Origin of the sequence: Streptomyces sp. CBMA291 (assembly GCF_014596525.1) — a bacterium.
In the GTDB taxonomy this organism is placed as follows: Bacteria; Actinomycetota; Actinomycetes; order Streptomycetales; family Streptomycetaceae; genus Streptomyces.
Window position 1 is genome coordinate 1 of the sequence record NZ_MSJP01000021.1, and the last position, 13,625, is coordinate 13,625.

Annotated in this window: 10 protein-coding genes and 1 pseudogene; 8 read left to right on the forward strand and 3 right to left on the reverse strand. The window is 72.6% G+C overall.

The window, feature by feature from the left end; translation table 11 throughout:
* Positions 1 to 255 precede the first annotated feature (255 nt).
* A pseudogene (locus tag BU197_RS05670) lies at positions 256 to 969 on the forward strand (hypothetical protein); the annotation flags it as partial.
* A gap of 228 nt (positions 970 to 1,197) precedes the next feature.
* Complete coding sequence (thrS, locus tag BU197_RS05675) at positions 1,198 to 3,174, forward strand: threonine--tRNA ligase (protein WP_188267098.1); 1,977 nt, start codon at positions 1,198 to 1,200, stop codon at positions 3,172 to 3,174.
* Positions 3,175 to 3,196: 22 nt separating this feature from the next.
* On the opposite strand, the gene BU197_RS05680 is transcribed toward thrS, so the two are convergent.
* Positions 3,197 to 3,883 carry a potassium channel family protein gene (locus BU197_RS05680; protein WP_188267099.1) on the reverse strand — a complete coding sequence of 229 codons (687 nt, stop codon included), beginning with the start codon at positions 3,881 to 3,883 and terminating at the stop codon, positions 3,197 to 3,199.
* Between the two features lie 65 nt (positions 3,884 to 3,948).
* Between BU197_RS05680 and BU197_RS05685 the strand changes: the two genes are divergently transcribed.
* Positions 3,949 to 4,512 carry an HIT family protein gene (locus tag BU197_RS05685; protein ID WP_188267100.1) on the forward strand — a complete coding sequence of 188 codons (564 nt, stop codon included), beginning with the start codon at positions 3,949 to 3,951 and terminating at the stop codon, positions 4,510 to 4,512.
* A gap of 134 nt (positions 4,513 to 4,646) precedes the next feature.
* Here BU197_RS05685 and BU197_RS05690 read toward each other — a convergent pair whose 3' ends face one another.
* The gene (locus tag BU197_RS05690; RefSeq protein ID WP_223183504.1) at positions 4,647 to 6,305 is read right to left on the reverse strand and encodes a hypothetical protein; all 1,659 of its coding nucleotides are present in this window, start codon (positions 6,303 to 6,305) and stop codon (positions 4,647 to 4,649) included.
* 172 nt (positions 6,306 to 6,477) lie between these two features.
* Complete coding sequence (locus BU197_RS05695; RefSeq protein WP_188267101.1) at positions 6,478 to 8,811, reverse strand: elongation factor G-like protein EF-G2; 2,334 nt, start codon at positions 8,809 to 8,811, stop codon at positions 6,478 to 6,480.
* 385 nt (positions 8,812 to 9,196) lie between these two features.
* Here BU197_RS05695 and pgsA point away from each other — a divergent pair, with 385 nt between their 5' ends.
* The 5 genes from pgsA (at position 9,197) to trpC (ending at position 13,534) form a co-directional block, all read left to right on the forward strand.
* Positions 9,197 to 9,859, forward strand: coding sequence for a phosphatidylinositol phosphate synthase (gene pgsA, locus BU197_RS05700; RefSeq protein ID WP_188267102.1), 663 nt, complete (start codon positions 9,197 to 9,199; stop codon positions 9,857 to 9,859).
* Positions 9,860 to 9,864: 5 nt separating this feature from the next.
* A complete protein-coding gene (locus BU197_RS05705; RefSeq protein WP_223183509.1) occupies positions 9,865 to 10,800 on the forward strand; it encodes a phosphatidylinositol mannoside acyltransferase in 936 nt (311 codons plus the stop codon).
* Positions 10,797 to 11,951, forward strand: a complete 1,155-nt coding sequence (locus tag BU197_RS05710) for a glycosyltransferase family 4 protein (protein ID WP_188267104.1) — start codon at positions 10,797 to 10,799, stop codon at positions 11,949 to 11,951. Before BU197_RS05705 ends, BU197_RS05710 begins: the two co-directional genes overlap by 4 nt.
* 153 nt (positions 11,952 to 12,104) lie before the next feature.
* Positions 12,105 to 12,596, forward strand: coding sequence for a DUF2752 domain-containing protein (locus tag BU197_RS05715; RefSeq protein ID WP_188267107.1), 492 nt, complete (start codon positions 12,105 to 12,107; stop codon positions 12,594 to 12,596).
* Positions 12,597 to 12,724: 128 nt separating this feature from the next.
* Entirely contained in the window at positions 12,725 to 13,534 is an 810-nt protein-coding gene (gene trpC, locus BU197_RS05720) for an indole-3-glycerol phosphate synthase TrpC (protein WP_188267105.1), read from the forward strand.
* The last annotated feature ends 91 nt before the right edge of the window (positions 13,535 to 13,625 follow it).

The following is a 13,625-nucleotide window of genomic DNA, read 5'->3' on the forward strand; positions in this document are numbered from 1 at the left end:
GAGCACTCCGACCACCCTGCCCACCCTGAGCACTCCGACCACCCTGCCCACCCTGAGCACTCCGACCACCCTGCCCACCCTGAGCACTCCGAGCCCCCTGAGCCCCCCAGGCCCGTCAGCCGTCCCCCCCCCCCCCCCCCCCCCCCCCCCCCCCCCCCCCCCCCCCCCCCCCCCCACACCCCCCCCCCCCCCCCCCCCCCCCCCCCCCCCCCCCCCCCCCCGCTCCCCCCCCCCCCCCCCCCCCCCCCCGTGCCGGTCGTCGTCGGCGCCGCCTCCGACGGGCACGGTCTCACCGCCTTCCTGCCGCTCGACCCCTGCCGGCCGGTCGCCGTACGGCTCCACCACGCCCTGCACGCGGCCCGCGAGGCCACCGACTACCAGCGGACCACCGGAGGCATGGAGGCCTTCGACGCGGCCGTCGCGGCGGGCGTCAGCCGTGAACTCACCGAGGCCCTCGTCGCCCTGGTCCGGGGCACCGAGGGCGCCCGCGTCGCCCTGGCGTGGGCACCGTCCGCCGGGACACCCGAGGGCTGCGCCGCCCGGCCCGAACCGGTCGAGTTCTCCCCGGGCGACCTGCCCGCCCTGCGCGAGGCGGGTGCCCGCTACCTCACCGACGAGCCCTCCGTCCCGGTCCGGCTCACCGGGGCCGTGGTCCGGATGCGCCGCTCGGGGCCGCGCGGCGAGGGCACCGTACGTCTGAGGGTGCTCGGCGGGGCGGAGGTCCCGCACGTCCGGGTCACCCTCGACGAGGAGGCCTACCGCACGGCGGGCCACGCCCATCTCGTCGGGCTCCCGGTCCGGGTCGAGGGCAGGCTGGAGAGCCGGGGCGGCTTCCGGCGGCTGAGCGATCCGACGGGGCTCGTCCCCGTCCAGGTCGACGAGACGGAGCGGGACCGGCTGATGAAGGCGCTCCAGGAGAACCCCGACTTCTTCGAGGAGCCCCCCGACCCGGACGAGGACGCCTCCTGAGGCCGGGACGGGGCCGGGGAAGCCGGACGGGGCGACCCGGACGAGGAGGACCCTTGAGCCCCGGCCGTCCCCGGGCCGGGACGGCACCGGCCCCCGTGCCGGGTGAAACCGTTTCGCGGGGCGGGCGGACCCCTCGGTAGGATCGGGCGTGCGCGGCACCTCGTCTCTGCCGCGCACCGCCGACGCCGGCACCTCGTGTCTGCCTGCGCCCCTATGTATGGAGTACCCGTGTCAGAAGTCCGTGTGACCGTCCAGTCCGCCTCGGAGTCCGAGGAGAGGACGGTGAGCGCGGGCACCACCGCCGGCGCCCTGTTCGCCGACGACCGCACCGTCATCGCCGCCCGCGTGGCCGGCGAGCTGAAGGACCTGTCGTACGCGCTCGCCGACGGCGATGTCGTCGAAGGCGTCGAGATCTCCTCCCCGGACGGTCTCGACATCCTGCGCCACTCGACCGCCCACGTCATGGCGCAGGCCGTGCAGGAACTGTTCCCCGAGGCCAAGCTGGGCATCGGCCCGCCGGTCCGGGACGGCTTCTACTACGACTTCGACGTCGAGAAGCCCTTCACTCCCGAGGACCTCAAGGTCATCGAGAAGAAGATGCAGGAGATCCAGAAGCGCGGCCAGCGCTTCGCCCGCCGCGTGGTGACCGACGAGGACGCCCGCGCGGAGCTGGCGGACGAGCCGTACAAGCTCGAACTCATCGGCATCAAGGGCTCCGCCTCCACCGACGACGGCGCCGACGTCGAGGTGGGCGGCGGCGAGCTGACCATCTACGACAACCTCGACGCCAAGACCGGCGAGCTGTGCTGGAAGGACCTCTGCCGCGGTCCCCACCTGCCCACCACCCGGAACATCCCGGCGTTCAAGCTGATGCGCAACGCGGCCGCCTACTGGCGCGGCAGCGAGAAGAACCCGATGCTCCAGCGCATCTACGGCACCGCCTGGCCGTCGAAGGACGAGCTGAAGGCGCACCTCGACTTCCTCGCCGAGGCCGAGAAGCGCGACCACCGCAAGCTCGGCAACGAGCTGGACCTCTTCTCCATCCCGGACGAGATCGGCTCCGGTCTCGCGGTCTTCCACCCCAAGGGCGGCATCATCCGCCGGACCATGGAGGACTACTCGCGCCGCCGGCACGAGGAGGAGGGCTACGAGTTCGTCTACTCGCCGCACGCCACCAAGGGCGCCCTCTTCGAGAAGAGCGGTCACCTGGACTGGTACGCGGAGGGCATGTACCCCCCCATGCAGCTCGACGGTGGTACGGACTACTACCTCAAGCCCATGAACTGCCCGATGCACAACCTGATCTTCGACGCGCGCGGCCGCTCGTACCGTGAACTGCCGCTGCGCCTGTTCGAGTTCGGCACGGTGTACCGGTACGAGAAGTCCGGCGTCGTCCACGGTCTGACCCGGGCCCGCGGCTTCACCCAGGACGACGCGCACATCTACTGCACCCGCGAGCAGATGGCGGAGGAGCTGGACCGGACCCTCACCTTCGTCCTCAACCTGCTCCGCGACTACGGTCTGACCGACTTCTACCTGGAGCTCTCCACCAAGGACCCGGAGAAGTTCGTCGGCTCCGACGAGGTCTGGGAGGAGGCCACCTCCGTCCTCCAGCAGGTCGCGGAGAAGCAGGGCCTCCCGCTGACCCCCGACCCGGGCGGCGCCGCGTTCTACGGCCCGAAGATCTCCGTGCAGGCGCGCGACGCCATCGGCCGTACCTGGCAGATGTCGACCGTGCAGCTCGACTTCAACCTGCCGGAGCGCTTCAACCTGGAGTACACCGCCCCGGACGGCACCAAGCAGCGCCCGGTCATGATCCACCGCGCCCTGTTCGGTTCGATCGAGCGCTTCTTCGCGGTGCTCCTTGAGCACTACGCGGGCGCCATGCCGCCGTGGCTCGCCCCGGTGCAGGCGGTCGGCATCCCGATCGGCGACTCGCACGTCGAGTACCTCCAGGAGTTCGCCGCCGACGCGAAGAAGAAGGGCCTGCGGGTCGAGGTGGACGCCTCCTCCGACCGCATGCAGAAGAAGATCCGCAACCAGCAGCGCCAGAAGGTGCCGTTCATGGTCATCGTCGGCGACGACGACATGAACGCGGGCACGGTCTCCTTCCGTTACCGCGACGGCTCGCAGGAGAACGGCATCCCGCGCGACGAGGCCATCGCCAAGCTCCTCGACGTGGTGGAGCGCCGCGTCCAGGTGTGACGGTGAACCCCGCGTGAGCGGATCAGGCCCCCGGGGGACTCCCCGGGGGCCTTTTCTCGTCCTCCCGGGTGAAGACCTGGATCAGCCAGGACGAGAAGGAGCCCGTCACCGCGCCGAGCAGCGCCAGACCGCAGGCCATCAGGCCCACGGCCGTCACCCTGCCGACCGGCGTCACCGGCGCCACGTCCCCGTACCCCACCGTCGCGAGCGTGGCGCAGGTCCACCACACCGCGTCGCCGAAGGTACGGATCGAGGCGCCGGGCGCGTCGACCTCGTGGCGGTAGACCGTGAGCGCCCCCGCGAAGCCGAGCAGGGCCACCGAGAGCCCGGAGTACACCATCACGCGCGCGTAGAGCCCGAGCCGGGGCCGGTCCCTGCGGCGCTGGATCCGCTCGTAGACGCTCACCATGCGCACCGGGCGCAGCAGCGGAAGCAGCATCACCACCGTGTCCAGGAGGTGGGCGCGCAGAAAGCGGAACGGGCCGAGCCCGCTGAGGCGGAGCCGTACCGCGTAGTCGACGACGAACAGCGCCCAGGCGGCGAGGGTGAGGGCCAGGCAGAGGTCCAGCCAGACCCGGGGGAGACCGTGGCGGGCGAGGACCCGGACCGCGTAGCCGGCGAGGAAGAGGAGGGACGCCACGGCGAGCGGCACCTCCATGCGGCGGTCCCAGCGCTCCTGGCGGGGCGGTTTCGGCGGCCTGTCGCTCATCGGATCAGGATGGCCGCCGCAAGGGTCTTCCGCCCCGGCGACACGTTCCGAACGGGCGAAGCAATATGCTGCACAGCATGACGACTGAGCCGGAACAGCAGATCGGAGTGGGGACGCCGGACGCGTTCCAGCGCCTGTGGACGCCTCATCGGATGGCGTATATCCAGGGCGAGAACAAGCCCACGGGACCGGGCGCCGAGGACGGCTGTCCGTTCTGCTCGATCCCGTCCAAGTCCGACGAGGACGGGCTGGTGATCGCACGCGGCCAGAGCGTGTACGCCGTCCTCAACCTGTATCCGTACAACGGCGGTCACCTGATGGTCGTCCCCTACCGGCACGTCGCCGACTACACGGACCTGGATCCGGCGGAGACGGCGGAACTGGCCGACTTCACCAAGCGCGCGATGGTCGCGCTGCGGGCGGCGTCCGGGGCCCATGGCTTCAACATCGGCATGAACCAGGGGGCCGTCGCGGGCGCCGGGATCGCCGCCCATCTGCACCAGCACGTGGTGCCGCGCTGGGGCGGGGACACCAACTTCATGCCGGTCGTCGGCCACACCAAGGTGCTGCCGCAGCTCCTCGCCGACACCCGGAAGATGCTGGCCGACTCCTGGCCCGCCGCGCTGTGAGCCCCATCCGCTGCCTGGGCCGTATCCGCCCCCTGGGACGCGCGGACCGGTGAGCCGTATCCGCTTCCCGGGCCGTACGGATCGGTGGACCGTACGGCCCGGGAAGCGGTGAGCGGTACGCCCGGGGAGCGGGGTCAGGCGTCGTAGACGTCGGCCCTCTTCGGGCCCGGCTCCTGGACGCTGCCGCTGAGCGAGAGCGAGCGGCTGGTGAAGCGGTCGGTGTCGACGTTGTGCTCGTCGAGCATCTTGAGCGTCGCGGAGTGCACCGCGCGCAGTACCGGCGTCGCCATGCGGATGGCGTCGTCCGCCATGAAGCGGTTGCGCCACAGCGGGCCCGCCCAGACGTGCCGCAGACCGAAGGGCTCGGGCAGGACCATCTTGCCGCCGAGGAACTCCAGGACCGGCGGATACCAGGTCAGCGGCGCGCGGACGGCGAGCCGGACGATGTCGTCGGGCCCGAGCAGCCGCTGCTCGATCTTCCGGGTCTCCCAGAAGCGGATGGTCTTGGCGACCTCCTTGGACTTGCCCGAGGGCTTGCTGCTGAACAGACCGTGCACCGGGCCCAGCGCGTGCCCGGTGACCTCGACCCGGAGCGTGTGGTGCAGCGAGGTCACCGTCACCATCATCGTCAGGACCAGGTTCCCGTCCCAGAGGGTGAACTGCACGCCGAGGTAGTGCCGGTTCCCCGCGCCGAACTGCTGGTCGTTGCAGATGCGCTGTATCTCGTGCGGCTTGACCTGGAAGTGCACGATGTTGTCGCCCTCGGGGCGGCTCACCGAGCCGGCGCCCTCGCCCACGGAGGAGACGATCCAGTGCTTGACCGTCGGCTTCGGGAAGCCGGTCTTGAGGGAGCCCCGCTCAAGGAGCGCCAGCTGGTCGTGGATCTTGCGGACCACGTCCCAGGCGCGGAAGTCGTGGATCTCCTTGCCCGGCTGCGGCACCAGCTCCTCGGCCAGGGTCCAGCTGCCCCAGCGGGTACCGAGCCCCAGGATGCCCTTGGGACCGGCGTAGAAGGCGATGTTGGACTCCTGCTCGGCGGAGAGCTTCTCCAGGTTCACCCGGAGGTCCTCGGCCGCCTTCTGCCCCGGGTCCTGGGGGACGGACTTGGGGATGTGCGCGGCGACACCGCCGCCGCCGAGCAGCCCGGACCAGCGCGCGCGCAGGTCCGCGGAGGCGTTGTCGCAGACCCGGCGGGCGAGGAACCAGCCGAGGACCGGGGCCACCACCATCGCGCGCACGTAGTTCGGCAGGAAGCCGTCGAAGGGCAGCTTGAGCAGTACGAGCGCCGCGAAGAGCCCCGCCGCCCACAGCAGGGCCGTGCCGATGGCGCTGGTCCGCTTGTTGTCCGAGCCCGCCGCGACCCGGCGCAGATGGATGACACCCAGCCAGAGCAGCAGACCGGGCAGGAAGAGGACCCCGCAGACGAGGGTGATCAGGGTCAGCCGGATGTCCCGCTGTCTGCGGATGTGGGTGGCGGCCAGACAGTGCTGCACGACCGGCTGCGGGTCGACGCCGAAGGACTGGATGAGGGCGCCCCGGCCACCGCCGAGCATCCGGAGCTGGACGGCGCGCGCGAAGGCCTCGCCGAAGTCGGGGCGGAAGAGCTTCTCCCACTTCCCGCCCTTGATCGTGGTCTTGTACAGGTCGTTGTCGGCGTCCTGGATCGCGGAGAGCGGGCTGTCCCGGTACGCGGCGGACGCCAGAGCGTTCGTCGCGCCCGTACCGCCGCCATTACCACTGAGCGGGATCTGCGCCCCGGGTCCGAAACCGTCCATCGCCACTGCCGCCCCCATCGCGCGAGTACCTGTGCGGGCTGTTCCCAACTGCCGCGCCCCGCACACCTTCCGAGCTGGGCACCCCAGCGTAGCCGGGGAGTGTCGCGCGCGTCACGGCCTGTGGATATCACGACCGAATGGCATGCCTCGCAGGCGTGTTGAGCGGGCGCCTTCCCTGGTGCCCCGTCAATTAGGCGTCATTTTCGGACTGTTCGCGTATCTTCTCGGCCAGATGGGGTGGCATCGGTTCATGTCGGACGTACGTACGGTCGAACCGGCCGGTGCCATGCGAAACGGACCGCAGATCGATCGCGTACCGCCCGATCTCCATCTCCGGCACCTCCGCCCGCACCACGGTCCGCCCCGCCCCGGCCTGGTCCGTGCCGACCACCCGGCCCCGCCGCCCCGACAGATCGCTCATCACCGGCCCGACGTACTCGTCCGGCACCAGGACCGCCACCTCGGCGACCGGTTCGAGGAGCCGCACCGGCACCTCCGCCGCCGCCTCCCGCAGCGCGAGGGCGCCGGCCGTCTGGAAGGCCGCGTCCGAGGAGTCCACCGAGTGGGCCTTGCCGTCCCGCAGCGTCACCCGCACGTCGACCAGCGGATACCCGGCACGGACCCCACGCGCGGCCTGCGCCCGCACCCCCTTCTCCACCGAGGAGACGAAGGGGCGCGGGACCGCCCCGCCGACCACCGCGTCGACGAACTCGACCCCGCTGCCGGGCGGGAGGGGCTCCACCTCGATCTCGCAGATCGCGTACTGCCCGTGGCCGCCGGACTGCTTCACCAGGCGTCCCCGCCCCGACGCGGGCGCGCCGAAGGTCTCCCGCAGTGCCACGCGGTACGGCTCGGGGTCCACCCGCACCCCGTACCGGCCCCCGAGACGTTCGAGGACGACGTCCCGGTGTGCCTCGCCCAGGCACCAGAGCACCACCTGACCGGTGTCCGGGTTCTGTTCGAGCCGCAGGGACGGGTCCTCCGCGACGAGCCGGGCGAGGCCCTGGGAGAGCCGGTCCTCGTCGGCCTGCCCGTGCGCCCGGACGGCCAGCGGAAGCAGCGGCTCCGGCATCGGCCACGGCTCCATCAGGAGCGGATCGTCCTTCGAGGAGATCGTGTCGCCCGTCTCCGCCCGACCCAGCCGCGCCACACAGACCAGGTCACCGGCGACACAGTGCGTCACCGACCGCTGCCGCTTGCCGAAGGGGGAGGTGAGGGCGCCGACCCGCTCGTCGGCCTCGTGCGCGTCGTACGTCTCGTGCGGGCGGTGTGCCTCACGTGTCTCATGTGCCTCGTACGTGTCCTGCGCGTCACGCGTGTCACGCGTCTTGTCTGTCTCCCGCGTCTCCTGCATCTCCGTCGTCTCCCGCGTCCGCCGGGCCGGGGCGTGTCCTGCGATGTGTACGGCCATGTCCGGGCGCAGGGTCCCGGAGAAGACCCTGACCAGGCAGACCCGGCCCACGTAGGGGTCGGAGGCGGTCTTGACCACCTCGGCGACCAGGGGTCCCTCGGGGTCGCAGGTCACCGGCGGGCGCGGTCGGCCGTCCGGCGTGGTGACGGCGCGCGGCGCGTGTTCGAGCGGCGAGGGGAAGCCGCCGGTGATCAGATCGAGCAGTTCGACGGTGCCGAGCCCCTGCGTCCCGCCCTCGGCGGCGGGCGCGGCGGCGAGCACCGGATGGAAGGCACCCCGGGCGACGGCCGACTCCAGATCCGCCACGAGACCGGCCGGCTCGACCTCCTCGCCGCCCAGATACCGGTCCATCAGCGTCTCGTCCTCGCTCTCGGCGATGATCCCCTCGATCAGCCGGGCACGGGCCCCGGCGATCAGCGACCGCGACTTCTCGTCGGGCGGCTCCTCCCGCCGGGCCCCCGTGGAGTAGTCGAAGACCCGCTCCGCCAGCAGGCCGACGAGCCCGGTGACGGGCGCCTGTCCCGCACCCGCCCCGGCGGCCCCCCGGCCGCGCACCGGCAGCTGGAGGGGGAGCACGGCGTCCGGGTCGTCGTGGCCGAAGAGACCGGCGCAGACGGCGGTCAGCTCGTCGAAGCCGGTGCGGGCCGTGTCCAGATGGGTGACGACGATGGCCCGGGGCATCCCGACGGCGGCGCACTCCTCCCAGGCCATCCGGCTGGAGGCGGCGACCGCTTCGGCCTCCTGCGCCGCCGAGACGACGAAGAAGGCCGCGTCCGCCGCGCGCAGACCGGCCCTCAGCTCCCCGAGGAAATCGACGTACCCCGGGGTGTCGAGCAGGTTGATCCGGTACCCCTCCCAGTCGACCGGCACCAGCGAGAGCTGTACGGAGCGGTGGGTGCGGTGCTCGATCTCGTCGTAGTCGGAGACCGTGCCGCCGTCCTCGACCCGGCCCGCCCGGACGACCGCCCCGGCCGTCTGCGCGAGCGCCTCGACGAGGGTCGTCTTGCCCGAGCCGCTGTGGCCGACCAGCACCACGTTCCGTATGTGCGCGGGCCGGTCGGCCGTCGGCGCCCGTCCGGCGGCCCCGGCGGCCGCGTTCCCCTTGTCACCCATGACGTGTCCTCCCGACTGCTCGGACCTGCGGCGGGAAGCGGGTGCGGGGGAGTGGTGTGACGCGGTACGGCTCCGGCGCTGCCCGCGGTGGTCCTTCGAGCTTTGCACCGACGCCGGGAGGCGGCCATCCGTGAAGAGGCCCGGCACGGGCCCGGAAGACGAGCGGCACAGGCCGGAAGACGAGCGGCGGAGGCTCCGGGCAGGGCCCGGGAAGCACCTCCGGAAGAGGTCCCGCGAGAGGTCCGGGAAGCCTTCCCGGAAGCGCTCCGGGAAGGAAGGCGACGCGGCCGGGCGGGTGCCCGCCGGTGTGCCGGGTCGCTCGTGGCTACGATGGGTGAGCCGGTGGTCATAGGGGCCGCGCGGCCCACCGAACCTCGGGAAGGCCATGCTGAACAAGTACGCGCGTGCATTCTTTACGCGTGTCCTCACACCGTTCGCCGCGTTTCTGCTCCGCCGGGGCGTCAGCCCCGACGCGGTCACGCTCATCGGCACGGCGGGGGTGATGGCCGGTGCGCTGGTCTTCTTCCCCCGCGGAGAATTCTTCTGGGGCACCATCGTCATCACCCTCTTCGTCTTCTCCGACCTCGTCGACGGCAACATGGCCCGGCAGGCCGGAACCTCCAGCCGCTGGGGCGCTTTCCTCGACTCCACGCTCGACCGGGTCGCCGACGGCGCGATCTTCGGCGGCTTCGCCCTCTGGTACGCGGGCAAGGGCGACGACAACGTGCTCTGCGCCGTGGCGATCTTCTGCCTGGCGAGCGGCCAGGTCGTCTCGTACACCAAGGCCAGGGGCGAGTCGATCGGCCTGCCCGTCGCCGTCAACGGTCTGGTCGAACGCGCCGAACGACTCGTGATCTCGCTGGTCGCCGCCGGTCTCTCGGGTCTGCACGCGTTCGGCGTGCCCGGCGTCCAGATCCTGCTCCCCATCGCCCTGTGGATCGTCGCGGCGGGCAGCGCCGTGACCCTGGGCCAGCGCGTCGTGACCGTCCGCAGGGAATCCGCGGAGGCGGACGCCGCCGCGGCCCCGGGCGGCGGTGCGACCAGGTGAGCACCCTGAAGGAACGGCTCAGCGACGGCCTGTACGGCGCCGGCTGGGCCACCGTCAAGAAGCTGCCCGAGCCGGTGGCCACGGGCCTCGGACGGCGGATCGCGGACCTCGCGTGGAAGCGGCGCGGCAAGAGCGTCCTGCGCCTTGAGGCCAACCTCGCGCGCGTGGTGCCCGACGCGGGCCCCGAACGGCTCGCCGAGCTGTCGAAGGCCGGCATGCGCTCGTACATGCGGTACTGGATGGAGTCCTTCCGGCTGCCCACCTGGAGCCGGGAACGCGTCGAACGCGGGATAGACATCAAGGACGTCCACTACCTGGAGGAGGGCCTCGCCGCCGGGCGGGGCGTCGTCCTGGCCCTGCCGCACCTGGCCAACTGGGACCTGGCGGGCGTCTGGGTGACCCGCTCCCTCGGCGTGCCGTTCACCACCGTCGCCGAGCGCCTCAAGCCCGAGAGCCTCTACGACCGCTTCGTCGCCTACCGCGAGTCCCTCGGCATGGAGGTCCTCCCGCACACGGGCGGCTCCGCCTTCGGCACGCTGGCCCGGCGCCTGCGGGCGGGCGGCCTGGTCTGCCTGGTCGCCGACCGCGATCTGTCCGCCTCCGGCACCGAGGTCACCTTCTTCGGCGACACGGCACGGATGCCCGCGGGACCCGCGATACTCGCCCAGCAGACCGGCGCGCTGCTCCTCCCGGTCACCCTCTGGTACGACGACACGCCGGTCATGAAGGGGCGGATCCACCCGCCCATCGAGGTCCCCGGCACGGGGACGCGCGCCGAGAAGAGTTCCGTGATGACCCAGGCACTGGCCGACGCCTTCGCCGAGGGCATCGCGGACCACCCGGAGGACTGGCACATGCTGCAACGACTGTGGCTCTCGGACCTGGAGGAGCGCCGGGAACCGGCCTCGGGGACCGGACGGGACGGGGAGCACGGCGCGTGAAGATCGGGATCGTCTGCCCGTACTCCTGGGACGTGCCGGGCGGCGTCCAGTTCCACATCCGCGACCTCGCCGAGCATCTGATCCGGCTCGGCCACGAGGTCTCCGTCCTCGCGCCCGCCGACGACGAGACCCCGCTGCCGCCGTACGTGGTCTCGGCGGGGCGCGCCGTGCCCGTCTCGTACAACGGCTCGGTGGCCCGGCTCAGCTTCGGCTTCCTCTCGGCCGCGCGGGTACGCCGCTGGCTGCACGACGGCACCTTCGACGTCGTCCACATCCACGAACCGACCTCGCCCTCCCTCGGACTGCTCACCTGCTGGGCGGCGCGGGGGCCCATCGTGGCGACCTTCCACACGTCGAACCCGCGCTCCCGGGCCATGATCGCCGCGTATCCGATCCTCCAGCCCGCCCTTGAGAAGATCAGCGCCCGCATCGCGGTCAGCGAGTACGCGCGCCGCACGCTCGTCGAGCACCTCGGCGGCGACGCCGTCGTCATCCCCAACGGCGTCGACGTGGACTTCTTCGCCCGCGCCGAGCCCCGCGAGGAGTGGCAGGGCGAGACCCTCGGCTTCATCGGCCGCATCGACGAACCGCGCAAGGGCCTGCCCGTCCTCATGCGGGCCCTGCCCAGGATCCTCGCGGAGCGGCCCGGCGCCCGGCTGCTCGTCGCCGGGCGCGGCGACGAGGAGGAGGCGGTGGCCTCGCTGCCGCCCGAGACGCGCTCCCGGGTGGAGTTCCTCGGCATGGTCAGCGACGAGGACAAGGCACGGCTGCTGCGCAGCGTCGACGTGTACGTGGCGCCCAACACCGGCGGGGAGAGCTTCGGCATCATCCTCGTCGAGGCGCTGTCGGCGGGTGCGCCGGTCCTCGCCTCCGACCTGGACGCCTTCGCCCAGGTCCTGGACCAGGGATCGGCGGGCGAACTGTTCGCCAACGAGGACTCGGACGCGCTCGCGGACGCGGCGATCCGCCTTCTGGGCGACGCCGAGCGGCGCGCGGAACTGAGCGCCCGGGGCTCGGCCCACGTCCGCCGCTTCGACTGGTCGACGGTCGGCGCGGACATCCTCGCGGTCTACGAGACGGTCACGGACGGAGCGGCGGCCGTCGACACCGACGAACGCACGGGCGGCCTGCGGGCCAGACTGGGGCTGTAGGGGCGGGCGGTACGCAGGGCTGGTCTCCGCACGGGAGGGCGGCGGGGGCCGGAGGTGCGGGCGAGGGCCGGAGAGGCCGCGGAGACCAGGAAGGACCCTGCCCCGGCCCCACCTTGACTCCGTCTCCGCCCCGACCCTGTCCCCGCCCCGACCCTGGCCCCGGCCCGGCCCGCCCCGACCCTGTCCCCGCCCCGACCCTGGCCCCGGCCCGGCCCGCCCCCGCCCCCGTCCCCGCCCGCCGCCCCCCGCTCGCTCGCGCGGCGGCTCGTCGGGCCCGTCGGGACCCTCGCCGGGGTCGCCGCCGCCTTCGCGTACGTCGGGACCGTCGACCCCAACGAACCCGGCCACTACCCCGTCTGCCCGCTGCTCCGCTTCACCGGTCTCTACTGCCCCGGCTGCGGCGGGCTCCGCAGCGCCCACGCCTTCGTCCACGGCGACCTCGCCACCGCCCTCGGCGCCAACGCGCTCGCCGTCGTCGGATACGCCGTCTTCGGCGTCCTCGTGGCCCTCTGGCTGGTTCGCGCCGTCCGGGGGCTTCCCCTCCGCCTCGCCGTGCACCCGTTCTGGTGGTGGGGCATCGGGGCCGTGCTCGCCCTGTTCACCCTGGTCCGGAACCTGCCGTCCGGCTCCGCGCTGGCCCCCTGACGGCCTGCGGGGAATCCCAGTAAATGGGACGTCCGGTGGCCGATGCGGGTCCCGGGCCGTCCTGCGGATAGGATCGACAGGGCTGAACCAGGATCATCACCATCACCGTCCCGGAAGGGGGCCCTCGCGTGAGTGTGCTCGACGAGATCATCGAAGGCGTCCGCGCCGACCTCGCAGAGCGGCAGGCGCGAGTCACCCTCGACGAGCTCAAGGAGCGCGCCGCCAAGGCGCCACAGGCCAAGGACGGCGTCGCCGCACTGCGCGGCGAGGGCGTCAAGGTGATCTGCGAGGTCAAGCGCTCCAGCCCGTCCAAGGGCGCGCTCGCCGCGATCGCCGACCCGGCGGGACTCGCCGCGGACTACGAGGCGGGCGGCGCCGCCGTCATCTCCGTCCTCACCGAGGAGCGCCGCTTCGGCGGCTCCCTCGCCGACCTGGAGGCCGTCCGCGCCAAGGTCGACATCCCGGTCCTGCGCAAGGACTTCATCGTCACCGCGTACCAGCTCTGGGAAGCCCGCGCCTACGGAGCCGACCTCGCGCTCCTCATCGTCGCCGCCCTGGAGCAGGAGGCCCTCGTCTCCCTGATCGAGCGCGCCGAGTCCATCGGGCTCACCCCGCTGGTCGAGGCGCACGACGAGGAGGAGGTCGAGCGCGCGGTCGCCGCCGGCGCCCGGATCATCGGCGTCAACGCGCGCAACCTCAAGACCCTCAAGGTCGACCGCTCCACCTTCGAGCGCGTCGCCCCCGAGATCCCCGACCACATCGTCAAGATCGCCGAGTCCGGCGTCCGGGGACCGCACGACCTCATCGCCTACGCCAACGCGGGCGCCGACGCCGTCCTCGTCGGCGAGTCCCTCGTCACCGGACGCGACCCGAAGGCGGCCGTCGCCGACCTCGTCGCCGCCGGTGCCCACCCCGCCCTGCGGCACGGCCGGAGCTGACCGGCCCATGACCCCCCGCCACGGCACTCCGGCACCCCTGGGCACCGCCCGGGGGCGCGCCGCCGTGCCGTCGGCACCCGGGCGACGCGGC

Bases quoted from the DNA above. Each gene is read 5' to 3' on its own strand.
- BU197_RS05680 (WP_188267099.1), bottom strand. From the start codon at position 3,883: ATGAGCGACAGGCCGCCGAAACCGCCCCGCCAGGAGCGCTGGGACCGC.
- BU197_RS05685 (WP_188267100.1), top strand. From the start codon at position 3,949: ATGCTGCACAGCATGACGACTGAGCCGGAACAGCAGATCGGAGTGGGG.
- BU197_RS05690 (WP_223183504.1), bottom strand. From the start codon at position 6,305: ATGGGGGCGGCAGTGGCGATGGACGGTTTCGGACCCGGGGCGCAGATC.
- BU197_RS05695 (WP_188267101.1), bottom strand. From the start codon at position 8,811: ATGGGTGACAAGGGGAACGCGGCCGCCGGGGCCGCCGGACGGGCGCCG.
- pgsA (WP_188267102.1), top strand. From the start codon at position 9,197: ATGCTGAACAAGTACGCGCGTGCATTCTTTACGCGTGTCCTCACACCG.